This window comes from Fibrobacter sp. UBA3718 (genome assembly GCF_002371935.1).
In the GTDB taxonomy this organism is placed as follows: domain Bacteria; phylum Fibrobacterota; class Fibrobacteria; order Fibrobacterales; family Fibrobacteraceae; genus Fibrobacter.
This window is the reverse complement of record NZ_DFHR01000013.1, coordinates 162,333-186,902: the sequence shown is the minus strand read 5'-3', so window position 1 is coordinate 186,902 and position 24,570 is coordinate 162,333. Positions and strand designations below refer to the sequence as shown.

At 53.5% G+C, this 24,570-nt stretch carries 18 protein-coding genes; 10 read left to right on the top strand and 8 right to left on the bottom strand.

Annotated elements, in window-relative coordinates; translation table 11 throughout:
* Positions 1 to 33: 33 nt before the first annotated feature.
* Complete coding sequence (gene sufB, locus B4A77_RS04005; protein WP_290738526.1) at positions 34 to 1,449, bottom strand: Fe-S cluster assembly protein SufB; 1,416 nt, start codon at positions 1,447 to 1,449, stop codon at positions 34 to 36.
* A 52-nt stretch (positions 1,450 to 1,501) separates the two neighbouring features.
* Between sufB and B4A77_RS04000 the strand changes: the two genes are divergently transcribed.
* The 9 genes from B4A77_RS04000 (at position 1,502) to B4A77_RS03960 (ending at position 19,078) form a co-directional block, all read left to right on the top strand.
* Positions 1,502 to 2,911 (top strand): sodium-dependent transporter, encoded by a 1,410-nt coding sequence (locus B4A77_RS04000; protein WP_290738523.1) that lies wholly within the window; start codon positions 1,502 to 1,504, stop codon positions 2,909 to 2,911.
* Between the two features lie 87 nt (positions 2,912 to 2,998).
* Positions 2,999 to 4,393 carry a hypothetical protein gene (locus B4A77_RS03995; RefSeq protein WP_290738520.1) on the top strand — a complete coding sequence of 465 codons (1,395 nt, stop codon included), beginning with the start codon at positions 2,999 to 3,001 and terminating at the stop codon, positions 4,391 to 4,393.
* Positions 4,394 to 4,406: 13 nt separating this feature from the next.
* Positions 4,407 to 8,045 (top strand): FISUMP domain-containing protein, encoded by a 3,639-nt coding sequence (locus B4A77_RS03990; RefSeq protein ID WP_290738517.1) that lies wholly within the window; start codon positions 4,407 to 4,409, stop codon positions 8,043 to 8,045.
* Positions 8,046 to 8,439: 394 nt separating this feature from the next.
* Positions 8,440 to 11,328 (top strand): carbohydrate-binding protein, encoded by a 2,889-nt coding sequence (locus tag B4A77_RS03985; protein ID WP_290738514.1) that lies wholly within the window; start codon positions 8,440 to 8,442, stop codon positions 11,326 to 11,328.
* Entirely contained in the window at positions 11,328 to 13,205 is a 1,878-nt protein-coding gene (locus tag B4A77_RS03980; RefSeq protein ID WP_290738512.1) for a GDSL-type esterase/lipase family protein, read from the top strand. The genes B4A77_RS03985 and B4A77_RS03980 overlap by 1 nt, the downstream gene beginning before the upstream one ends.
* A 2-nt stretch (positions 13,206 to 13,207) precedes the next feature.
* On the top strand, positions 13,208 to 14,956 hold the full coding sequence (locus B4A77_RS03975) for a GDSL-type esterase/lipase family protein (protein ID WP_290728238.1): 1,749 nt from the start codon (positions 13,208 to 13,210) through the stop codon (positions 14,954 to 14,956).
* 118 nt (positions 14,957 to 15,074) lie between these two features.
* On the top strand, positions 15,075 to 16,007 hold the full coding sequence (locus tag B4A77_RS03970) for a TIGR02147 family protein (RefSeq protein ID WP_290727083.1): 933 nt from the start codon (positions 15,075 to 15,077) through the stop codon (positions 16,005 to 16,007).
* Complete coding sequence (locus tag B4A77_RS03965; RefSeq protein WP_290728235.1) at positions 15,997 to 17,697, top strand: right-handed parallel beta-helix repeat-containing protein; 1,701 nt, start codon at positions 15,997 to 15,999, stop codon at positions 17,695 to 17,697. Before B4A77_RS03970 ends, B4A77_RS03965 begins: the two co-directional genes overlap by 11 nt.
* Positions 17,698 to 17,740: 43 nt before the next feature.
* Entirely contained in the window at positions 17,741 to 19,078 is a 1,338-nt protein-coding gene (locus B4A77_RS03960) for a carboxylesterase family protein (protein ID WP_290738509.1), read from the top strand.
* Positions 19,079 to 19,235: 157 nt separating this feature from the next.
* Here B4A77_RS03960 and B4A77_RS03955 read toward each other — a convergent pair whose 3' ends face one another.
* The 7 genes from B4A77_RS03955 to B4A77_RS03925 all read right to left on the bottom strand — a co-directional run bounded on the left by B4A77_RS03955 (position 19,236) and on the right by B4A77_RS03925 (position 23,938).
* Positions 19,236 to 20,312: a TIGR04133 family radical SAM/SPASM protein gene (locus B4A77_RS03955; RefSeq protein WP_290736148.1), complete on the bottom strand. Its 1,077-nt coding sequence runs from the start codon at positions 20,310 to 20,312 to the stop codon at positions 19,236 to 19,238.
* A gap of 53 nt (positions 20,313 to 20,365) precedes the next feature.
* Positions 20,366 to 20,749, bottom strand: a complete 384-nt coding sequence (locus B4A77_RS03950) for a hypothetical protein (protein WP_290738506.1) — start codon at positions 20,747 to 20,749, stop codon at positions 20,366 to 20,368.
* Positions 20,750 to 20,793: 44 nt separating this feature from the next.
* Positions 20,794 to 21,462 carry a hypothetical protein gene (locus B4A77_RS03945; protein WP_290727092.1) on the bottom strand — a complete coding sequence of 223 codons (669 nt, stop codon included), beginning with the start codon at positions 21,460 to 21,462 and terminating at the stop codon, positions 20,794 to 20,796.
* Positions 21,463 to 21,488: 26 nt separating this feature from the next.
* Entirely contained in the window at positions 21,489 to 21,971 is a 483-nt protein-coding gene (locus B4A77_RS03940) for a hypothetical protein (RefSeq protein WP_173381537.1), read from the bottom strand.
* Positions 21,972 to 22,082: 111 nt separating this feature from the next.
* Positions 22,083 to 22,397 carry a YbjQ family protein gene (locus B4A77_RS03935; RefSeq protein WP_173381538.1) on the bottom strand — a complete coding sequence of 105 codons (315 nt, stop codon included), beginning with the start codon at positions 22,395 to 22,397 and terminating at the stop codon, positions 22,083 to 22,085.
* Positions 22,398 to 22,437: 40 nt separating this feature from the next.
* Positions 22,438 to 23,055, bottom strand: a complete 618-nt coding sequence (gene thrH / locus B4A77_RS03930) for a bifunctional phosphoserine phosphatase/homoserine phosphotransferase ThrH (protein WP_290738503.1) — start codon at positions 23,053 to 23,055, stop codon at positions 22,438 to 22,440.
* Between the two features lie 4 nt (positions 23,056 to 23,059).
* Entirely contained in the window at positions 23,060 to 23,938 is an 879-nt protein-coding gene (locus B4A77_RS03925) for an Hsp33 family molecular chaperone HslO (RefSeq protein WP_290738500.1), read from the bottom strand.
* A 49-nt stretch (positions 23,939 to 23,987) separates the two neighbouring features.
* Between B4A77_RS03925 and B4A77_RS03920 the strand changes: the two genes are divergently transcribed.
* Positions 23,988 to 24,533: a DJ-1 family glyoxalase III gene (locus tag B4A77_RS03920; protein ID WP_290727096.1), complete on the top strand. Its 546-nt coding sequence runs from the start codon at positions 23,988 to 23,990 to the stop codon at positions 24,531 to 24,533.
* Positions 24,534 to 24,570: the final 37 nt, after the last annotated feature.

Genomic DNA, 24,570 nt, shown 5'->3' with positions numbered 1-24,570 from the left:
GGCTATGCCCCTCGCAATGACATCCGGTAACGATTATCCGACAGAATGCTCGAGTTTGAGTGTCAGCAGTTGCCTTGCTTCCGTGGCGAATTCGCCCGGCAGTTCCTTGAACACGTCCTTGCAGAACCCGCCGACCATCGCCTGGATGGCGTCTTCGCGCTTGATGCCGCGGCTTTCGAAGTAGAAAAGCTGGTCTTCACTGATGCGGCTCGTGGTCGCCTCGTGCTCGGTGGTGGAACTGGCGTTCGCGACCGTGATGTAGGGGAACGTGTGAGCGGCACTCTTGTCGCCTACAAGCATGCTGTCGCACTGCGTGTAGTTGCGTGCGCCCGTGGCCGACTTGCGGATACTCACTTCGCCGCGGTAGGCGTTGCTTGAGTAGTCGGCGCTGATACCCTTGCTGATGATCGTACTCTTGGTGTTCTTGCCGATGTGAATCATCTTGGTGCCGGTATCGGCCTGCATGTGCCCGTTGGTAAGGGCCACGCTGTAGAATTCACCGACGGAATTGTCGCCTAGCAGCACGCAGCTCGGGTACTTCCACGTGATGGCGGAACCCGTCTCGACCTGCGTCCAGCTGATGCGGCTGTTCTTGCCGGCGCACTTGCCGCGCTTGGTGACGAAGTTGTACACGCCGCCGGCGCCCGTCTCGCGGTCACCCGCGTACCAGTTCTGGACTGTCGAATATTTAATCGAAGCGTTGTCCTTTGCCACGAGTTCCACGATGGCGCTATGCAGCTGCTTGCTCGAATACTCCGGTGCGGTGCAGCCTTCCATGTAGCTTACGCTCGCGCCTTCATCGGCGATAATCAGGGTGCGTTCGAACTGGCCCGCTTCCTTGTTGTTGATGCGGAAGTAGGTGGAAAGGTCCATCGGGCACTTGACTCCGGGCGGAATGTACACGAAGCTTCCGTCGCCAAAGACGGCGCTGTTGAGTGCTGCAAAGTAGTTGTCGCCTGCGGGCACCACGCTTCCTAGGTATTCCTCGATGAGTTCGGGGTATTCCTTGATGGCGTCGCTGATGCTGCAGAACAAAATGCCCATTTCCATGAGCTTGCGCTTGTGGCTGGTGTATATGCTCACCGAGTCAAAGACCGCGTCCACGGCCACGTTGGCAAGTCGCTTCTGTTCGTCCAGCGGAATGCCGAGCTTTTCGAAGGTCGCGAGCAACTCAGGGTCCACGTCTTCAATCTTTTCGTGGCTCTTCTTGGTCTTCGGGGCGGAGTAGTAGACGATGTCCTGCAGGTCCACTGGCGGAAAACTCAGCTCGCCCCAGTTCGGCTGCTCCATTTGCTGGAGCTTTTCATAGGCTTTTAGTCGGAAATCGAGCATAAACTGCGGTTCGCCGCGGAGCTTGGAGGCTCTTCGGATGACATCTTCGTTCAGGCCCTTCTCGAAGGCCTCGTTCTCGATATCCGTCACGAATCCGTATTTGTAGTTTTCGCTCATTTTGACCTGTTTGCCTAAAAATGCGACACAAATATAGTATATTTGAGGAAATATGAGTGAAAAACGCGAAGGTTTTGGATCTAGACTGGGCTTCATCCTGGTGGCCGCGGGGTGTGCAATCGGGCTCGGTAACGTGTGGAGGTTCCCGTTTATCACGGGGCAGTATGGCGGTGCCGCCTTCATCTTAATTTATCTGCTGTTCTTGCTGATTTTCGGGTTCCCGATTCTGGTGATGGAATTTACCGTGGGTCGCGCAGCCCAGCGGGGGGTAGGCAGGGCTTTCAATGTGCTTGAAAAGCCTGGCCACAAGTGGCACTATGCGGGTATCCCGATGATTGTGGGGAACTACCTGCTCATGATGTTCTACACGACGGTCACGGGCTGGATGCTCTATTACTTCTACCGTATGGTTACGATGGGCGACCTCATGGGAATGACGCCTGAACAGGTTGGTGCCGCTTTCGGCGACATGCTCGGAAACGGGCCGCTTCTTTGCTTCTGGATGATTGTCGCGACATTCCTCGGGCTTTCCATCGTGGCGCTCGGCGTGAAACGCGGTGTGGAGGGCGTCACCAAGGTCATGATGGTCGCTCTTTTGTTCATAATGCTTTTGCTTGTGGTGCGTGTACTTACGCTCCCGGGCGCGGGAGAAGGGCTCGAATTCTATCTCAAGCCCGATTTTGCGAAACTGAAGGAGGCGGGGATCGGGAAGGTCATGTTTGCGGCGCTTGGTCAGAGTTTCTTTACGCTCAGCATCGGTATCGGGTCCATGGCCATTTTCGGAAGCTACATCGGTAAGACCCACAGCCTCCCGAAGGAGGCGGCGAACATCTGCGTGCTCGATACAGCGGTTGCGCTGCTCGCGGGCCTCATCATCATCCCGAGCTGCTTTGCTTTCGGCGTAAAACCCGGGGCGGGTCCCGGCCTCATTTTCGCGACGCTCCCGAATGTGTTCGCGCAGATGCCCGCGGGTCGTATTTGCGGAGCGGCGTTCTTCCTATTCCTCTCGTTTGCGGCACTCTCGACGCTTGTCGCCGTATTCGAAAACATTATCGCCTACTGGATTGACGCCCACGGCGTGGAACGCACGAAGGCGGTCCGCTGGAACTTTGTTGCCATAGTGCTGCTTTCTCTCCCGTGTGCGCTCGGTTTCAACGTGCTTTCCGGATTCGAACCTTTCGGTGCCGGGAGTTGCGTGCTCGACCTCGAAGATTTCCTCGTTTCCAATACGCTCCTGCCGCTGGGTTCGCTCGTGTTCGTGCTTTTCTGCAACCACAAGTTCGGCTGGAAACAGAAAAACTTTCTCACCGAGGCGAATTTCGGAAAGGGCTTCAACATACCCACGAATCCCGTGCTTTGCTTCTACTTTAAGTGGATTTTGCCCGCGGTAATCGTGTTTATCCTCATCATGGGGTATATCGAGAAGTTCGCGCCGGGGCTTTACGCCAGTATTTTTGGCTAGACGGCGGTCTTAAATCTGGACGAAAACTCTCGGAAGAGGGTTTTGTTATTACATTTTGGCAAAAATGAAGTAAATGGAGTGTAATCCATGGTTTTGAAGCGTATAATAGTTTTGGGCTCGCTTTTAACGTGTTTCGCGTTTGCCCAACAGGCAGATTCAACCTCCGGGGCTTCTGCGTCCGATGGTCAGGGTACCACGGTTTCCGTGTTCGTCAAAAGTCCCGAAGAAATCAGAAAATTGAAGGACGATCTCAAGAATTTGCAGATAATGGCTGGTGATTCGAATCCAGAAGTTGCTGCCCTCCTCAAGCGGGCGAACCGAATCGCCGAGATGAACGATCGTTGCTCGTCTGTTTCGTTGAACGACCTGCTCGATACGACCTGTGCTCAGTTCTATGAAGTGGAACTCCCTACGTTTGAAAATGACTATATGGAATTGACCGGTGAAGTTCGACTCGGTTCTATGCGCATGGCGACGACTTTCGAAGAGCGAATTCGCCAGCTAGCTAGTTGTTCCGAGGCACTCACGAGCATTGTTATAAGCCGAGACCAGTTGCTTCGCTTGCGAGGGAACGTCTATCTGGAACCCATCAACTATGATGGCGATTTCGATGCGGAATACGATTTTAAACTTTTGTATGATTCCGTCCGCGTAAGCCAGCAGCAGAGGCTTGCGAACTTGTGGATTGAAAAGTGCGGCTCCATTGTTTTGCGCCAGTCGGGCAAGGAGTTCGCTCCGATGTTCGCGGCGACGTTGAAAGTGAAAAATGACTCCTTGAACAAGGCCGGGTCAAACGTGAAGTTCGCGATGAGTCAGAAGAACCTATCGCTGCGCGTGGATATGCGTCGTCCAGTGCATGGGGCCTACTACTTGAACGGAGTGCGCCTGTTCGAGGCGACTGTTGGGGCTGACAAAAAACATTCGAATTTGTTTTTCGACATGAAGAACAAAAAGGCGGACCTCGTCCAGCCGAAGGATGCTGTGCTTCTGTCTTTTGAAGGTAAGCAGGTGTTCAAGAAACTCAAGAAAATGGAAATGGTGGGGCGCTGGGCTTGGGACTCCGAAAAGTTGCCCGATGAGGTGTCGTTGGACGAATCGGAGCGGATGACGGCAGCCGATTCTGCTGCTTACATGCAGGGACTGGCCGAGCTCGAACGTGCACTCGCCGAAGATGAGGCTACGAAGGATGCGCAAAGTCAGTCGGCTGCTAATGCCGCTGATGCGGCGAAGGGGAATGCTTCCCAGAAATCCCGTATCCACTGGATTCCGCTTTCGATCTCTGCCGCCGTGGCGGTTGGCGGTGGCGTGATGGCGGCCGTGTTCAACAGCAAGGCCAAGTCAGCGAGCGAGGTGACGCCGGTAAATCCCGACGAGTATAACGAACAGCATGACAAAATTGAGAAAAACCAGACGCTGCGCAATGTAGGACTTGGCATCGCGGTGCTTGGTGTGGTTGGTGTCGGAGTGACATTCCTGTTCTAGGGAGGGCTGAATCATGACGAAAAGAAGTTCTATCGTAAAAATGGTGGCTATGTCCCTGGCTGTTCTGGGACTTGAGGCTTGTACAGACTACGTCGACAAGTACGAAAGCGATTTTAAGGAAGCCTATGGAAACGAGGAAGTGTTCAAGGCCAATCTCGACAAGGCGGATTGGGAATGGGCTTCTATCTGCGATACGGGCGACTGGTTCTGGTGCGCCATTCAAGATGGCAAGTTTGTTAGTGAAGCGCAGACGGGAGCTAATTGGGAACAATTTTCGTCTGGTTCGGCGAGGTTGAGCTTTGCGGGTAAGGATGGTCGGGCCTATGACTTTACGACGGATATCTTGCCGGAGGACCTCACTCCGTTCATCCGTCTGAATGGCGGTATTTCTATCAAGCTGGAAAATGCTTCGAAAGGTTCCAATGCGGGTGTTGGCATTTCGCTGGACGGTTTCAAGGCCGACGAAAATTCCGCGATTGTTCTTGCATACGGGAACGAATACCCGGGTGCAAAGCTCTGCCTTAGGGATGTGGTTAAGGATGGGGTGAATAGCGAATGGTGCTGGACACTTGAACAGGGTGGCGTGACAGCGCAGACGTTTGATTACAAGGACTTGAAGTACTCGATGGGTGAAGAGGACCTGGATACATTCATCGGGAATGTTGATTATGTTGCTGTAGTGTTGACAGAAGATGTGGAAGTCAAGAATGGGCTTACCGTTGTTGCGGTTGGTTTCAGCGGAAAGGGGTTGGCAGCGTCCTCAAGTTCAAACACCGCGAAACCATCCAGTTCAAGTTCGGTGAAACCCAGCAGCAGTGCGGAATCTGGTTCCGAAAACACAAGTGGATTCCTCTGGAAAGGATCTGATAAATCAAATGTCGTGAAAACAGATGTTGGTAGCGCGAAATGGACGACTAAACTCGATGACACGGATGGTGGCTCTACTGCCATCATCGAACCGCAAGGAAACCCTTATGATACGTGCAATGGTCTTTGTGGCCTTGTAAAGTATGGTGGCGCTGAGGGCAATGTCGTTTATCCGTGGGCACAAGTGCTCTTTGATCTGGATAGCAAGGGAGGGACGCATGATGTGTCTTCTTGGGAAGGTCTCTGTATTGCCTTCAACATGGACAAGGAAGCGACGTTGTTGCTGCAGCCTGCAGACGCATCCGATTACGGTTTCAATGTGCCTGCCGTTAAACTCTTGACTCCGGAAACTGGGAAGCAGTATAGGGTGCAGAACTTCAAGTGGGAGGATTTCGAGCAGGAGAGCGGATGGGGCAATGAAAACAAAATTACGGGAGGGGAGGTCGCCAAGGCTCTCAAGTCCATTGCTATCCAATTCAACGGAAATCCCTATCAAAGTCATTTCTTCAATATTTACCAGATCGGAAGCTATGGACGTTGTAACGTGCCGCCCGATACAGTAGAGGCAAAAGATATCGGTGTGGATTATTTTAAAGAGCTTAGCAAGGTCAGTGCTTTAGATTACTTGAACCCGGATATTAAATATGATTCCGTCCAGGATTCCCGTGACGGCAAATGGTACAGGACGATTGAGAAAGGTGGTCTGACCTGGATGGCGCAGAACTTGAATTATGAGTCCGAGGGTAGCTATTGCTATGATGACAAAGAAGATTATTGTGACAAGTTTGGCCGCCTTTACAAGAGGAATGTGGCCTTGAATGCCTGCCCTAGCGGTTGGCGCTTGGCTAGAAAGGCAGACTGGGATTCTGTATGGGGGCCGTATGCCAGCATCGCCGGAAACTCATTGAAATCCATGGTGGGGTGGAGCGAAATAAGGGAAGACCAGTATAATGCAGGTTTTTCTGCTGTCGCTGCTGGATATAGAAAAGACACGGGAGAATACATTTCGAAAGAGGATTATGCGTTTTTCTGGAGTTCATCGGTGAATGAAGACGGAAAACCATATTATGTTTATTTGGCCTATGATAGTGATGCTGCTATAGTAGGAAATGTTTCACGCGGTTCTGAAATAGCGCTTTCCGTCCGTTGTGTCAAGCAGGAAGTTGATAACGAAGGTTGCGAGGACACGGATTTGTGGTGCAAGAATACGTCATACCGTGTAAAGACAGGAATAGATGCCGGTAGCGGTAATTCCGGATACTGGAAGGTTGAAATCGATCAGGAAGAAGGTGGTGAATCGGTCGTTGAATGGCCCGTTGAGTACAATGCGCGTGAGGAATTTAGTGCTGTTGTTGACTATTGCAAGGGCCTGTGCGGAACAGTGAAATTGGCGAGGGGCGAGATGCCGGATGGTTATAATCCTTGGGTCATGCTCACGTTCGATATTGCGGGATCCCCGGATGGGTCTGACAACAAGGTCCCGGTTGACGTGTCTGGCTGGGGTGGGCTCTGCATTACCTATACGTCAGATTCTTCGGCTATGCTGGAAATGGATTTTGATTTGTTGAAGAATTCCTATCTTTGGTATAACAAGCCGTTTGTCGAATTGTCCGCTTCGAAGACAGAAAGAAGGCAATGTTTTGAATGGACCGAATTTCAGCAGTTGGATTTGGGTGGAAATGTCCTGTCTGGCCCGGATGGCGCAAAGAGCCTGCATTCCATTGATATAAAGTTTAGAGCGCCCAAGGGAAGCCCGAACTTCAACATCATCCGTCTGGAAAAGTACAAAAAGGCAGGAAAAGCCACATTATCTACTTTTGGCATGATTAAGGATTTGCGTGATAACAATTACTATAGGACTGTGGAAATTGCTGATTTGGTCTGGATGCGTGATAACCTTCGCTTTAAAACCTCGAATGCGGTCTATTTCAACGGAGATGATAAATATAAAGACTTAGGGTATTTCTACAATATTACGGAAGCCTTGAATGCATGTCCGGAAGGCTGGAGGATTCCCACGAACGATGAATGGCGCAAGGCGATTAAAGCGTCTGGAGGCGATCCGAACTCGATTTCTGCGGGAAAAATGATGGACACCTTGGATATGCACGATAATTCTGGCTATTATTGGGGTAATCAAGGCAAATGGTATACCGATGGGGTCGCTTTCTGGTCGAGTACCGAAAAAGAGGCGGATGTGTATGTCGTGCCGTATTTTGGTAATGGCACATACAATGGGACGAATTCGACGGGTGGTTTGAGTGATTTGAACAATGTCCGTTGTGTTCGTAAGGAATGGTACAGTCCGCTTACTAATTCGTTTAAGGATGAACGCGACGGCCAGGTCTATAAGACGGTCGTTGTTAATGGCAAAGTTTGGATGGGGGAGAATCTCAAGTACCAAACGGGCGAGGCTATTTTCTATAGGGACAGCGCTTCATATTCCGATAGGGGCTATTATTACACCTATACGGAGGTCAAGGATGCGTGCCCCGCAGGTTGGCAGCTGCCGACAAAGAGCGAATGGGAGGCGGCTGTCAATAGCGCAGTGAGTATAAAGGCGTTTGTGGATACGATGGGTATTGTAGATGGCCAGGGGTATTATATGTATGCTAATAGGAATCAAGAAAATCAGGGGTGGTATGAGGAAGGAACGACATTTTGGTCGTCGTCACCTCTTAATTCAGGGCACATGACTCCTTATTTCAGTGGATTCGCCTATTATCGCGACGATACGTATTCTGGAAATGCGGATCGGAACCTTGCCCGCTGTATCATGAAATAAGGGCGGATTTTTGGTGTAAAACCTTTTTGCAATTGCCAAAAAAACGGCTTTTTGGCCGTTTTTTGCGTTTTTGAGCAAAAATGAATCTGCAGTTGTGTCTACAGTTATCACAAAATGTAGACTTTTAATTGTAATTATTTTTCTTAAAAAACTAAAAATTTAAAAAATTTACAAAGTTTTGTAGACTTTTTATTTTCAAATGAATTATATTTAGGAAAGGGAAAACGGCGCGTTGTCCGTGGGCAACGGATTCATGCGCCCGAAAGCCTGTTTGTGATGCGTTTTGTATAGTTTATGTGTATGGGTGCTTTGCTTTATTTTGTTTAGAATATATATTAGGAACGGTGGGATGTGGTGTCCGGGCTGTTCCGTCTCTTAAAACTTGGAGAAAAGTATGGTGATTGGTTTCAGAACTACGGCCCTGCTTGCTTGTGCGGCAACTGTTTTCGGGCTTGCACAACCTTCCTTCGCGGCGACCCGCCAGATGGAAAAGCTTTCGCGTGGCCTTGCGGTTGCGAATACGGGTAAGGGAATGCTCGTGAGCTGGCGCCTTTTGGGTACAGATGACCCCGCGACGGAATTCAACCTCTACCGCGATGGCGAGAAGATCGCTTCCGTCGGTAAGACGGGTGGCACGAACTACCTGGACGCCGCCGGAAAGACGACTTCCAAGTATACGGTTGCCGCCGTGGTGAACGGTAAGGAAGGCAAGGCGGAAGGTGCGCTTATAGTCCTGGACCAGAACAGCAAGGGGTTTCCGTACAAGACCATCAAGGGACTCAATGTTCCCAAGGACCAGACGATGCCGGATGGTTCCACATGCAGCTACAGCCCCAACGACATGAGCGTGGGCGACCTGGATGGCGATGGCGAACTGGATTTGGTTCTCAAATGGGATCCGAACAATTCCAAGGACAATTCCCAGTCGGGTTACACGGGTACCGTGTTTATTGACGGCTTGAAGATGGACGGGACCCTCCTGTGGCGTATCGACCTCGGCAAGAATATCCGTGCCGGCGCCCATTACACGCAGTTCATGGTCTACGACCTGGATGGTGACGGTATTGCCGAAATCGTGATGAAAACTTCCGACGGCACTGTCGACGGCAAGGGCAAGGTCATTGGCGACGGTTCCAAGGATTATCGCTCCTCTTCGGGAACGATCATGACCGGTAACGAGTTCCTGACGGTGTTCAAGGGGAATACTGGCGAGGCTGTTCATACGATTAATTACTGGCCTGCCCGTGGAAAGATTTCGGGCGACAACTACGGCAACCGTGACAACCGCATGCTGGCGGCGATTGCCTACCTCGACGGGGTTCACCCGAGTGTCATTATGAGCCGCGGTTACTATACCGAATTCTTTGTGGCCGCCTATGACTTTGACGGCAAGGAACTCAAGACCCGCTGGCAGCACAGTTCCGACAAGGCTGGCCAAGGACTTTATGGCGAAGGTAACCACAACCTTTCCGTTGGCGACCTGGATGGCGACGGTTTTGACGAAATCGTTATGGGGGCTGCCGCACTCAATCATGACGGTACGCTCCGTTACCGTACTGGTTTTGGCCATGGCGATGCCATGCATCTTTCTGATATGGATCCTGACCATCCGGGTTTGGAAGTCTACGATGTTCACGAAGAAAAGCAGAATGCGTATAGTGAAGAATTCCGCGACAAGGATGGCAAGGTCCTCTGGGGAACGACTCAGACTCAGGCTGGGAATGTGGACAATGGTCGTGGCATGGCTGCCGATGTCGATTCCACGAATCGTGGCTTCGAAATGTGGTCGGGTACTAGCGGTGGAATGCGTACCGTGAAGGGGACTCTTTTGAATGAGACTAAGCCCTCGGTCAATTTCCGCATTTACTTTGACGGTGACCTGCAGGATGAACTGCTGGATGCTACAGGCAGTGGCGGCAGCGGTGGAAAGATTGAAAAGTGGAATTCCAGCAAGAAGACCGTCGATCGCTACTTCAGCTTCTATGAAGTGAATAGCTCGACTCTGAACAACTACACCAAGGCGAATCCCTGCATTGTGGCAGACCTGTTTGGCGACTGGCGCGAAGAATTCATTGCCCGTTCCAGCACGGATCCTTCGACAATCACGATTTTCCAGACTCCCGTGACGACTCCGCACAGGCTCTACACGCTGATGCACGACCCGCAATACCGCGTGAGTGTCGCCTGGCAGAACGTTGCCTATAACCAGCCGCCCCACGCGAGCTATTACCTGCCCGACATGGTAAAGAACTTGAAGAAACCCGACATTTACATGCTCGGCACCGAAGGTGTCGCGGGCCTCGCTCCTTCTATTTCGAAGGTGGGCGATGGGCTTGAAAACCAGGGAATCCTGCTGGGTAATGCAATCGAGAACTTTGGCTACAAGTTTATCGGCTGCGACGGCGTGAAGGTGACTGGACTCCCGAAGGGCGTGACCGCGAAGGTAGAGGGTTCGACCGTGACCATTTCTGGAACTCCGACGGAAGCGGGCGTATTCGCCTACACTGTCGTGACCGAAGGTGGCGAAGGCGATGCCGCATCTGCGAAGGGCGTGCTCTCTGTTGCCGCTCCGGGAAATGCTGAAGAGGTTGCGACGAAGAAGGAGGCTTCCAAGGTCGATGCTTCTACGCCGGATGCGGGAATTGGCTGGTCCGAGACGACCAATACGGGCTTTGTCGAGAAGGGATACTTCAACTTCGACAATTCCACCGCAAGCTACGGAACATGGAACCTGTATTCCGAACATACTGCTTCTACCACCATCAGTATCCGCTTTGCAAACGGTGGCAGTGCCGCACGCGATATGGAACTTGTGGTGAACGGAGTCAAGGTAGGGACGGTCTCCATGGATGCGACCGGCGGCTGGACGACTTGGCTTACGACCGATGCGAAGATTGACTTGGCAAAGGGACTCAATACGATTACGCTCAAGTCGACGACTGCCGATGGTGGCGCGAATGTGGATATGTTCTACTTCGATATCGAGGGCGTGAGCGCCTATGCGGGCCAGGTCGACGAGCAGACCACGATAAAGCCTGTTGCCGCACCTGTGCATGGCGTGGTGTTTAACCCCATGACCGGTGTTTTGTACACCCCGAAGGCAGGCCTTGCTGAAATTTACTTCTACGACATGTCCGGTGCGATGCGCCTGGGCGTTTCCAGGAACGTGACTGCTGGCGCGACCTCGGTTGCATATGATTGCGAACTGCTCCCGAAGGGCATGTACGTGGTGAAGGTGAAACTTGACGGCAAGCTTGTCGCCGCGACGAGGATGGTAAAGTAATGGGCGCGTTCTCTAAAATCTGGCAGTCTGCCGTAATCGCCTCGATGCTTGCCGCTCCCGCGGTACTTGCGAAAGTGACCATCTACATGTGTGGCGACTCCACCATGCAGGACTGGAACGAAGGCTACTATCCCAAGCAGGGGCAGGGTCAGGATTTCCATTACTGGTTTGATCCGACCAAGGCGGCGGTGGTGAACCGTGGCCAGGGCGGCATGTCGCTCGGTGGCGGTGGTAAGGCCAAGGATGGCAGCACTGCTGTCGGTTATTACGATATGTTCTTCAAGAAGGGGTGTTCTGCCGGTAACTGCATTGCCGAAAAGTTGCAGGCGGGCGATTACGTCGTAATCCAGTTCGGTATCAATGACGTGAACTACAGTACCGAGGATTTCTTCGCTTCCAACATGAAGAAGATGGTGAGCGATGTCCGCGCGAAGGGTGCATACCCGATTATCATGAGCCCGATTCGCCGCCTGTATTACGATTCCCCGACGCAGATTCATAACAGCTACCGCGGTTATCCGGCGCTCAACAAGAGCCTCGCCGAAGAACTCAACGTGCCGTTTATCGACATGAGCGAGATGGTCGCGAACTACATGATTTCGGTGGGCGAGCAGTATGCGGCTCAGTTCATCTTCAACTATGCGACCACGGCTGAATACAGCAATCTTGGCAGTGACCAGACGGACCAGGTGCACTTGCAGATGAACGGTGCGAACGCTTTCGGGCGTATCATTACCGAACAGATGCGTGCGCATACGGACCCGATTGTGAAAAAGCTCGGCGACTACATGGCGCCCATGTACCAGGTCGATGTCAAGGTGAGCCCCGAAGGTGCTGCCGATGCGACGTCTCTCGGTGCGTATTATCCGCAGGGAATGACCGTGATGCTCAAGACCATGCCGAAGAGCGGAAAGAAGTTCCTCGGCTGGTACGACGGCAACGGCAACAAGGTGGGGGCACCGAGCCGCTCCAATGTGAAGTCTCCCTACATCCATACGTTCGTGATGGGCTCTGCCGCAACGCAATATACTGCGGTTTATGAGGGCGGTACGGCGCAGAAGTATACCGGTGACGGCAAGGCGTTGACGGCTTTCCCGACGACGACTCCGAAGAGCCTTGCCGATGTGACCTTCGTTCCGTTTACTCCGATTGAAGGTACCGAGCAGATTGATGTCGAGGTCGACAAGAACATCAAGAAGTTTTTCGATGCCTATAGCCCCGATACGGGCGTCGGCTACAAGGAAAACAACTGGACCGGCTTTATGGGCGATGGTTTTTTCAATCTTGAAAACTCGCAGACTTCCTTCGCTTCTTACAAGGTCAAGTTCCCGGCGGCGGGCTACGTGACTCTTGCCGTGCGCTACGCCAATGGCGGAAGTTCTGACCGCATGTTCAATGCCTATCTGGACCACGACTACCTCGTGAGTGCGCCGCCTACGGGTGCCTGGGACAAGTGGGATACGGCCTACGTGGTGATGGATGCCCCGCAGGGTGAAACGGAACTCAAGATTATGTCGCTTACGAGTGACGGCGCGCCGAACATTGATGCCTTCGGTTTCAGCCTTGCAGGCGTGTGCCGCGTGAGCGAGGGCTGCCCCGAAGTTCAGGATTCGACTAAGGATACGACTGATACGTCGATGACGGTTCTGCGCGGCGTGGCCGCAAATGCGGGAGTGCAACTCCGTGGCAGCATGCTCTCTCTGGTGCGTGATGCCGACGTGAGCGTGTTTGACATGCGTGGCCGCCTGGTAATGCGCAAGACCGCTTCTGCGGGCGAAATGAATTTGTCCGAAACTGTGCGCACGGCGGGGCTTTACCGCGTCGTTGTCCGCTCGGGTAGCGAAAAGTTTGTCGCCACGTGGGCGAAGGTGAGGTAGATATGAAGGGAGTGTTTAAATTCCTCATCGCCGCTGCCGTGTTTGCGGGTGTTGCCGTGAGCGATTCTACGAGCTTTAAGGTCCACGTGATTGGCGACTCTACGGTCTGTAACTACAAGGACAATGCCTACCCGCAAACGGGTTGGGGGCAGATTCTGGGGAGTTTCTTTGACGGTTCCCGCGTTCAGGTGGTGAACTACGCTATCGGCGGTCGCAGTTCCAAGACGTTCGTGCAGGAAGGCCGCCTGGACGAGGTCAAGGCCAAACTGCAGAAGGGCGATATCATGATGGTCCAGTTCGGGCATAATGACCGCTATTTTGGAAGCAAAGCTCGCGAGGTCCCCTTTGATTCGCTTGGCTACTGGCTACAGCAGTATGCCGATGTGGCTAAAGGTGCGGGCGTTACCCTGGTGTACGTGACCCCGATGAACATGAACATGGGGGCGAATGGCCGCAATATCTTTACTGAATACAACGTTGTCGGCAAGATGGAAGAACTCGCCAAGAAAAACGGCGCCGTTTACGTGAACCTGAACGCGAAATCCTACAACGCCTACAGCAAGAGCTGGGACCCGGCGTATGTTTCCCGCTACCAGTTCAAGATGTTCCTGAAGGGAGAATACCCGAATTACCCGGATGGTGTCACTAACGATGGAACGACGCACTTCCAGGAATCGGGTTCCATTGCGCATTGCCAGTGGATTGCCGAGGAACTTGAAAGCGCCCTGAAAAATGAATCGTACATTTCTGCCGATAACAAGGCGAACTTGACGCAACTCGTGTCCGCCCTCAAGCCGCGCTACGCATTTACGGTCAAGGCGAATATTTCGAACAGCAAAGGGCTCATTACGCATAACCAGCAACTCCCTGGCGGCGCTCCGCTTACTTTGCATGTGAGCCCCGGTAGCTTTGGCAAGAAGTTCGTTGGCTGGTACGATGACGACTGCAATAAACTTTCTGCCGATTCGAACTACTACGGGAAAAAGACCCTCTACCGCGCTGCGACCTATACGGCTGTCTTTGACGGAGGGCCCGCCTGCCAGCCGACTTCGCACGGCGAAGAAAATTCTCTCGATAGCCCGACCTCTTCCAGCTCCGCTGGGCCTGAATCGTCGAGTTCGTTTGACCCGAAAATTTGTTTCGACGGTGTTGCCGACGAAGCTTGGCCTTCTCCGATTGACATGGCTAGCCCTGAAGCGGGGGATGGCTGGACCGAGGCGAACCACGAAGGCTATACGGGCCAGGGTTTCTTTAACTTTGACAACTCCGCCTACAGCACGGCTACTTACAATGTGACTTCGGACCAGTCCGCATCGAACGCCCGCGTGATGATCCGCTATTCGTTCCAAGGAAATACGGATCGCGATATGAAGCTGACTGTCGATAATGGTGAGTACGATGTGACATTCAAGTCTACCGGAAGCTGGGACAAGTGGGATACCGCTTACGTCGAGGACGTTTGGGTGGATGCGCTTGACTTTAAGGTGAAACTTGCCTCTGTCTCGGCAGACGGCGGACCGAATATCGACATGATTGCTTTCGACATCAAGGGCGTGTACCGCACCGGATGCAGCCCTGCGAAGGTGAAGGGCGATGTAGAATCGTCTTCGAGTGGAACGGATGCGATTGTGAAACGTCCGACGGATGTTCCTGCGGTTCGCGATGGCCGTCGCTTCAATGCCCTCGGTCGCATGGTCCCCGGCGAAAAGACGCATTCGAAACTCCCGAAGGGACGCTACTTCTCCAGATAGTTTTTTGGGGTGATTTATTCCGCGATGGTGTGGGGCAAATCACGTCAGGGAATTTTTTTTGAAGTGTAGACTTTTTAAATATTCGAAATGTAGACGCTTTTGTTATATTTAAGGTGAAATGATCAATCTATTTGAGTATTTGAATTATCGCGAGTTTTTGCGCGATGCCTACGAGGAACGCCATGCGGGTGACTGGCGCTTTAGCCACCGCTATATTGCAGAGCGTGCCGGTTTCGATGCGTCGATGTTCAACAAGATTTTGCAGGGCAAGCGCAATTTGACCGCACGCCTCGTTTCTGTTTTTGCCGATATCTTCTGCTCCGATGCGCGAGAGAAATCTTATTTTGCCGACATGGTCGCCTTCAACCAGGCGAAAAACCATTCCGAAAGCAGGCAATACCTCGAAAAGCTTGTCGCCACCAAGGAATGCAAGGTGGAGAACGTGGCGAAAGACCAGTTCGAATACTTTGATCACTGGTACCACGCTGTAGTCCGCGAACTTGTGACTTTTTACCCCTATGTGGGCGACGATGCTGCGCTTGGTCTCATGGTGCGTCCGCCGATTACGGGCTCTCAGGTGCGTTCTTCCATCGCGCTTCTCGAACGCCTCTCGATGATTAAGAAGAATCCGGAGACCGGGTTCTACGAACAGACGCAGGGTCTGATTTCGAGCGGCTCGGAATCTTACAGCACGGCGGTGAATTCGTATATTCAGCAGAACCTGAACGTGGCGCAAGATGCGATGGACCGCTTTGGCCGTGGCGAGCGCAATCTTTCGACGCTGGCTTTTGCTTGCGACGAGTCGACATATAGCGAACTGGTAGAAATGGTCCGTCGCTTCCGTCGCGAAGTCTTGGCGAAGGTTGGCCAGTGCGAAAAGCCGAATCGGGTCTTCCAGCTCGGGATGCAGCTGTTCCCGCTTTCGGACCCGTATCCGCCTCCCAAGCGCAGGGGTCGCAAGCGCCGTATAGCGGGGCTCGATGCTGCTGCGGGTGAAAATGCTACTGGTGTCGAGAAAGATGGTGATGTGGAGGGTTCGGATGAGGCTTAGTTTATCTAAAGTTTGCAAAGCGCTCTCGGCCGGACTCTCGGCCTTGCTGGGCGCGGGTCTGGTTTCGGCCTGTAGCAACGACGGGAAGGTTGCGGGCGGAACCGAGGCGGAATCTACATTCGCCCTGCAGGTGCAGCTTGCCGACGGGTCTCCTGCCCCTAAAGCGCGGATTCGCATGCTCCCCGGCGATTTCCTGAGCGATGGCGAAATTTCTGCCGAGTGGATGGAATCCGATGCGGACGGCTTCGTGGAAATGGCTGCGGAACCGGGGGCCTACGCGGTTGAAGTCAGGAACGTGCGCGATTCCAGGGCTTCGGGCGCTGTGCTCAAATTTACGCTCGATTCGAACGATTCCAGAATCGATACGGTCCGGCTCGGAGAACTTTCGAGTATCGAAGGCTTCGTTTTCCTTGGCTCGGAAGCTCCTGTGATTCGCGTGGTGGGTCTCGACCGCTTCGTTGTTCCCGACAGCAGTGGACACTTTGTCATCGACTCGCTTCCGGCGGGAATTTTCGACATCCATGTAGCCGATGCCGCCGAAAAGAATTCTGCAACGCTCAGCTTTGTTCCGGGCGATACCTTGTATGTGGATTGCACGGATCCCGAATCCGAAATAAAGGTGTTCAAGAACCGTGAGCCGGTAGCGAGCAAGTATCCCGGGAAGGACTGGAGCGAACACGATGCGCTGCTTGCCCAGATGGAGGGCTATGCTGTCGGTACTCTGGGTGCTGCGGGCATTACCGATACCCTGGGGAACATCTCTAAGGCGGAAGGCGAAATCTGCATCGTCACCACGACGGAAGACTACCTGATTGTCGAGGACACGACGGAGGTGGATTCTGCGGGCAATGCGAAGACTTCTGCCGTAATCGCTCCGGGTTCGCTTCGCGACTGTGCCTATCGCGAAGGCCCCACGTGGATTCTTTTCGAGAAGAGCGGTACATACAACTTGCAGTCTCCGCTCCGCCTCAAGAACGACAAGACGTTCGACGGCCGCGGACGCGATGTGCGCTTTGCGGGCATGGGAATCCTTACCGAAACATCGAGCAACCTGATTTTCGAAAACATCACGTTTACGGCTCCCGCGATAACCGTGCTCGATACCAGCTCGCGCAGGGCGCTCTCGATTCACAACCGCTCGCATCACGTGTGGGTGGACCACTGCACCTTCGAGGAATACCCGCTGGTGGAACTCGACGTGAAGCGCGGCTCGCACAACGTGACCATATCCTGGTCGCGCTTCGAAAATGCGCAGACGGGCGTGCTCTTTGGACTTTCGGGCGATATCATCAAGGATACCGCGCAGAGCCTGACCGTGCATCACAGCTACTTTGCGGGCCTGAGCAGAGATGGTGTTCTCTCGCATGGCGGCGTGCTCCATGCCTACAGCAACTTCTTCGATGGTGTCGAGTTGTCTGGCGTGGTCTGTTCTGATTCTGCACGCTGCCTTGTCGAATCCAACGTTTTCAATAACGAGATGGCCGTGACGCTTTACCGCTGGTATAACGAAGACGGCTCTCCGGTAGATTCGACGGTCGGCTTTGTCGCGATGAAGGATAACCTGTTCACGGCGGGCGGCAAGCCCGTTGATGGCGATGCTCTCGGCTACAAGCCCGATTACGATTACAACGTCGATTTCGCCGATGCGGATAATGCGTGGATTGTCCGGACCGATAGCGGCGCCCAATAATTTGTTATAATTGCGCATAGGATGCTCAAAAAAAGGATTTGCCATGAAAAAGGGAATTCTAGCTTTTCTTGCGCTTGCTTTTGCATTTTCCGTTTCGTATGCGGGAGAACGCTACAGGGACCGCATGTTCGATGTCTCGTTCGAGAAGGATGTCGTCTACGCATCCGATGTCCCGCACCTTAACAAGGCGACTTCTATCACGCGCTTGATGATCGCGATGAAGGGGGCCGAAAGTGCGATTTATCTTTACGAAAATGAAACGGATATGGCTCCTGTCGAATTGCACATGGATGTCTATTCTCCCAAGGACGATTCCGAGAACAAGCGGGCCGCAGTCCTTGTGATGCATGGCGGAGCTTTTGCGGCGGGAAACAAGGCCGATATGGACCAGCAGTCTGTCGCCTATTGCGATTCGCTTGCGGCCCGCGGCTTTGTGGCTATTTCGGTGCAGTATCGCCTGGGCATTGCCACGAAAATCGAAAACAAGGTCCTTTCCATCGACAGTCTCGATTTTTCGAGGTCGGTCTATCGCGGAATCCAGGACGTGCGTGCGGCGGTGCGCTATGTGCGTTCCAATGCCGATAAACTTGGAATCGACAAGGACCGCATCTATCTCCTGGGCAACAGCGCGGGGGCAATTTTGGCCCTTGAAAATATCTACATGGACAAGGCTTCCGAAATTCCGCCTGTTGCGCATGACTCTCCTGACCTGGGGGGCCTTAATCCTTTTGGTGTGGCGGGTGAGGAATCCGAGGCGAACGCCGTTGTTGCTTTGTGGGGCGCTGTCCATGACCCCTCTATCATCGGGAATACCGAAACCCCCGTGTTGCTCGTTCACGGTACCGCCGATAGCACGGTGCTTTTCAAGACGGGGCGGCCGCTAAGGAATATCGCCGCGACTTTGGGTGTGAACATGGTGCAGATGTCGCTGGCCGGAATAGATTCCTTTGAAATTCAGACTCCTACCTTGTATGGAAGCTTTGTTATCGATTCCGTTCTCAAGGCAAAGAAAGTTGATCACGAGACATACTTTGTCGACGACATGCCGCACGAATTTTACGACGAGGACGACTACGATACGAAAGTGAAAGAAAAAGTGTTCGGCTTTCTTTATGGACTCACGCAGAAGCCTTCGACGGTGCGCGTGGTTGGAGTGTTGGCTTCGCAGGTGTCGAAGCTCCGTATGGGCGAGGGCAACCGCAGTTTCGTATACACGGGTTCCCGCAACGTCCAGTATGCGGTCACGGATTTGCGAGGCCGCATCGTGATGGACGGCTTTGCTTCGGCTGGCGAGGAGGTTGATTTGAACCGCCTCGACCGAGGCGTGTACGTGCTCCGCGTGAAGGGCGAACGTCCGCTGCGCTTCGGCCTCGTTAAGTAAATCTGATGGGGCTATGCCCCGGCGGCTTCCAAGCGTTTTACATGGCAATAAGCCAATTCCTTGGTCTTTTGTACTTTCGCTTCGCTCAAGTACCAAATGCTAGGCTCGGTCATGACCAAGTACACTTGGTCGCGACTCTCGCCTTACGCATTTGTCATCACGCACCAGCGGCTTCGAGTCTCGCTACGTGGCAGTATGCAAGCTCTTTGGTTTTTTCATCACGTAAATGCAGGCTGGAGCCTTCGCAGTAGCGCCAGTACTTGCAGGTCTTGCAGTCGCCAATTTTTGCCCAGCTGCGGTCGCGCATTACCTGGTAGCGGTTCTGCCATACGTCCCAGAGGTCGTCCTTGTAGATGTTGCCCTGGATGTAGTCACCGCGCAGGCTCGGGCAAGCCGAGATGCTGCCGTCGCAAAGCACTGAAGAAACGTTCACGCCGGCTCGGCAGAAGAACGGGTAGTTGCGGGCATCTTTTTCGTAGCTGCCGAGGAACCCTTCGCAGCCGTAGTTCACGTTGATGACGTTCAGCTTCTTCACTTCACGGATAAAATCGAACACCTGGCGGAATTCCTGGTTCGTGAGCTGGAACAGCGGATTGTCCTTCGCGCGGCCCTTCGGGAACACTGTCGCGATACGCCAACGCTTCACGCCGATTTTCAGGAGGATGTCGAGAATCTTCGGGAGTTCCTTCAAGTTCTGGCGGTTCACGCAGGTCATCACGTCGAAAGTGAGGCCTTGCGTGTGAGCGGCCATGTCGATAGCTCGGAGTGCGTTATCGAAACTCGTGGGGGCTCCGCGGAAATGGTTGTGGCTTTCCTTGAGGCCATCCAGGCTAATCGTGAGCGAGCGCAGCCCTGCATTCAGCAGCTTGGTGTAGCGTTCGGGGGTCATCGCAAGGCCGTTGCTGACCATTCCCCAGGGGTAACCGCGTTTTTTGATTTCCATGCCGCATTCTTCGAGATCCTGGCGCATCAAGGGTTCGCCGCCGGTAATCACCACGATAAAATGCTTTGGATCAATATGCGGGGCGAGCTTGTCCAGCACGCCCATAAAATCTTCGCGGGGCATGTCGGGGATGGCGTCTTTCACGCAGTCGCTACCGCAGTGCAAACAGTGCAGGTTGCAGCGGAGCGTGCATTCCCAGAAAAAGTAAGTCAGCGGGTGCGCCTTGATTTCGTTGTGGCGGTAAAGGCGGTAAGCTTCGAGAGCGAGTTTCTTTTTGAGAGAGAGTTGCATAAAAAGTGTGGAGTGTAAAATGTGAGGTGTGAAATGTGAGGCGTGGTTAGGGATTAATGGATGCGTTGTCCATCCACGTAGTATTTTGACTTGAATTCGTCTTCGCTATAGAGCGTCTTTTTATCCTTTTCGTCGTGACAGTCGAAAGTTTTCGTTTCGTCGTCGGTCGATTGGAAACAGGTGACGTCGTCTTCACAATAGTACGTGTCTGTGCACGCCGGATACGACATGGTGCAATTCTCGAAGTTCCCGGCAATCGCATCTTCCTCGTTTTCGCAATCGTAGAAAATACCATATTCGGGGCATATCTGATCAAAATCGCAGGCAATAAGCTTGTTGCCCGCTGAAGGGCTATCGCTGGAGGAATCATCACTGCAGCCGCTCCAGAGCATGGAGCAGAGGCTCAATAGAATTTTTTTCCAATGCTTTTTTATCATATTTTTCGACTTTCGTCTATAGGCTCATAGAGCCGTTCTTTCGTCTATTTCTCCATGCACTTGTTGATGCGTTCTTCGATTTCCTTCATCTTGTCTTCGTAGACCTTCTGGAGTTCTTCGTCCAGGGCAGGCTTGTTCGCTTCCCACTCTTCCTGCATCTTGAGGAACCTGGCGTATTCTTCGCTGGGCCTGGTAGAGCCATCGCTGCAGGATTCTACCGCATTATTGATGACGGTCGGGGCGCCGTAAAGGGCTACGAACATGTCAAGTTCCCTGCGCAAGTTCTCGAGGCACATGGGCGTTTCTGCCAGGGTCTGCTTGATGGAATCAATCTTGTCTACGGCATCGTGCTTGGCCTGTTCCTCTTTCCACATCTTTTGGGTGTCTGCGCTGTAATCTGTAGCGAAATATGCGACACTGGAATCCATGGGTACACACGTGAAGTCTACTTCTACGCCGTAGGCGGGCATGATTTGTTCGAACACGCTGCTGGAACTTTCGGGTTTGGCCGCCTCGGAACTCGACGAAGCGGTTGTTTCGCTGGAACTGGACTGCGTGCCGTTTGCGTCGCTGCTTTCGGGGGCCTCCATGCAGTGGTTCGAATCGCAGGGCGGCGCTCCGTACATGGGCGCTTCATTAGGCGAGTTGTCGCAGCTGGCCCAGAAGAAAGCGGTCAACGTAAGTGCAATTTTTTTCCAATGCTTGTAGAACATGTTTCCTCCTAAATTATGTTTTGTGATTAATCCTGCTTTTCCGGACAGTCGATGATGGGGTGACAGCCTGCAAGCGAATCCAGTTCTTCGGAAATGTTCGGGTTCCGTTCGATGCAGACGTCACCATTTTCTGTGCAGTTTATGGCTTTTCCGCTGCCGGCCTTCGGGGCGAATACCTGGACTCCTTCGGGGAGCTCGACGCCTTCCGCACCCGCAGCAGAGGGGTCCCTCAGGTACTTGTTGCCGTCGGTGCAGTCGATAATCTTGAACACCTTGCCCGAATCGTTCGTTGCGGTATCGTTGTAGCAAAGGACTCCCTGTTCGATAATGACTGGAGCCTCTACCCCATAAAGGCAAACCGCACCCCCTATAGAGTCGGATGGCATTACCTGAACGCCATATTCGGGAGCAAACATAGAAACTTCATCGCTGGAGCCATCGTCTCCGCAGCTGGCCCAAAAGAGCCCGGCCAGCGCAAGTGCAATCTTTTTCCAATGTTCGTAGAACATGTTTCCTCCTTTCTGCCACTGAGGGCATTCCGAATACTTTAAATATATACAAAATAAAAGCCCCCCGCAACGGCAGGTGGCTTTTGCGTGATAAAAGATGCGGTTTTTTGTTTAATTCTTGAATTTTACCGCTGTCCCGTAGGCGATAATTTCGGCAGAGCCGGCCATTACGGATGCCGTAGCGAATCGCACGTTCACGATGGCGTCTGCTCCGACGGCGGCCGCTTCGCGCGTCATGCGTTCGATGGCGATGTTGCGTGCGTCGTTGAGCATTTCGGTGTAGCCGGCAATTTCGCCGCCGATAATCGTCTTGAGGCCGGCAAATACGTCGCGGACCACGTTCTTGCTGAAGACCACGCTTCCACGCACCATCTGGAGGGTTTCGAATTCTTTGCCGCTGATAAAGTCTGTCGTGTAGAGCTTCATTGTTGTCTCCTTTTTTTATCGACTAAAAAAGATGTTTGTCTCACAGCGTGTTTTGGAACTGGTGGAACTTCTCGAGGAGTTCCGCGTACGTCTTTGTGGCCTCGAGCTGCGGGAACTGCGCCACGATAGAGTCCGGCGCGCAGAAGAAGCATCCCTTGTCGGCCTGCTTGAGCATGCCCGTGTCGTTGAAGGAGTCTCCGCTCGCGAACACCTTGAAGTTCAGCTCCTGCAGGTGCTTCACGACCTTCGTCTTCTGGTCGCTCATGCGCAGGTGGTAGCCCCTGATGCGGTCGTTTTCCACCACGAGATTGTGGCAGAAGATGGTCGGAAATCCGAGGTTCTTCATGATGGGGTAGGCGAATTCCTGGAACGTGTCCGAAAGGATAATCACCTGCGTCTCGTCGCGGAGCTTGTCCATGAACTCGCGCGCGCCGTCCAGAAGCCCGAGGTTCGCGATGACGTTCTGGATGTCTGAGAGCTTGATGCCCTCGCGGTCGAGGATGGCGATGCGGCCCTTCATGAGCACGTCGTAGTCGGGGATGTCGCGCGTGGTGAGTCGCAGGTCCGCGATACCCGTCTTCTCGGCGACGGCAATCCAGATTTCGGGGGCGAGGACACCTTCAAGGTCCAGGGTAACGACACATTGCTTCGTAAACATAGGGCTATTTCTTTCTCTCGTTTATAATGCTCCGCAAGTCCGCGACCGTAATCTGGTACGGTGTGCGGCAGAAGTCGCAGACGACTTCCAGGTCCTTGCCTTCGGCTTCGAGTTCCTGCAGGTCCTTGAGCGGGAGCGTTGCAAGCGTCGCCACCATGCGTTCGCGGTTGCAGGGGCAGTAGGCCTTCGGGTCGATTTCCTTCACGATGTCGATTTCGTACGGCCCGCGAAGCTGGTCCAGCAGCTCGTCCAGGTCAAAACCCTCGGGCGTGTTCATGTCTTTGAACTTCGGCAGGTTCTGCACGATGACTTCGATGAGGTTGATATCCTTGTCCTCGAGGTCGGGGAAAGCCTCGATGTAGAAACCCGCGGCGTAGTCGAGCTTGCTCGGGTCTTCGCGGTTGAATGCCGCCTCGATACCCACGGCGGAGCGGATCTGCTCGGACTGCAGCAGGTAGGTGGCGAGGTTTTGGCCCATCGAAACGGCGGGCGCCTCGATGATGCTCTCGTGGACACGCTTGCCCTGTTCGTTGAGTTTGACGACCTGCACGCTCTGCGGGATGAGCGCGGGCTCGTTACCGCCCACGGCTTGGAGTTCTGCCTGTGGGATCATCGCGCGCACAAGCCCCATCGGCGTCGTGTCAGACGATACCTTCGTGATTTCGCCGCCGAAGCGCGTAGTCAGCGAGACCGTGCCCGCGTACTTGAGGCTTGCGCTCAGGAAAATGCTTGCGATGGAGTTTTCGGCCAAAAGCTTGAGGGCGAACCCCTGTGCGTTGTGCTGCTTGCCGATTTCGTTCATCGTCGCGGTCAAGTCGACGACAATCAGGCGGAAGGGCGTCTTTTTGCCCGTGGCGCGGATAATGCGGTCCTTGAAATTCATGGGCACAAATGTAGTAAAATTATTATATTCATCAAAAAAGAGGTTCGATATGCAGATACTTTTTCTTATGGCCGATGGCTTCGAGGAAACCGAATTCGTCACTCCGTTCGATTACTTCCAGAGGGCAGGCTTCGAAGTTGCGCTCGCGAGCGTTTCGGGAGATTCTTTCGTGACGGGTGCCCACGGGCTCAAGATTGCGGCCGATTTCGCGCTTTCGGGTGCCGATACCGCCAAGTTCGATGCCGTTCTCCTGCCGGGTGGCGGTCCGGGCGTGCAGCGCCTCAAGGCATCTGCCGACGTGGAACGCGTTGTGTGTGACTTTAACGACAAGAACAAGTGGATTTTCGCTATCTGCGCGGCCCCGCTCGTGCTGAGCAAGGCCGGGCTTCTTGTAGATCGCACGGCGACATGCTTCCCGGGCTGCGTGGAGGAACTGGTCTGCAACAAGTTTGTGGAAGACCGCGTGGTGGTGGACGGCAATATCGTCACGAGCCGCGGGGCCGGAACCGCCGAGGAATTCGCGTTCGAGTGCATCGCGCAGCTGGGCGGGCGCGATTTGTCCGAAAAAATCCGCAAGCAGGTCGTGGCCCGCTAGGCGTTTTTGTATATTGTTCACATAAACAACAAACGAG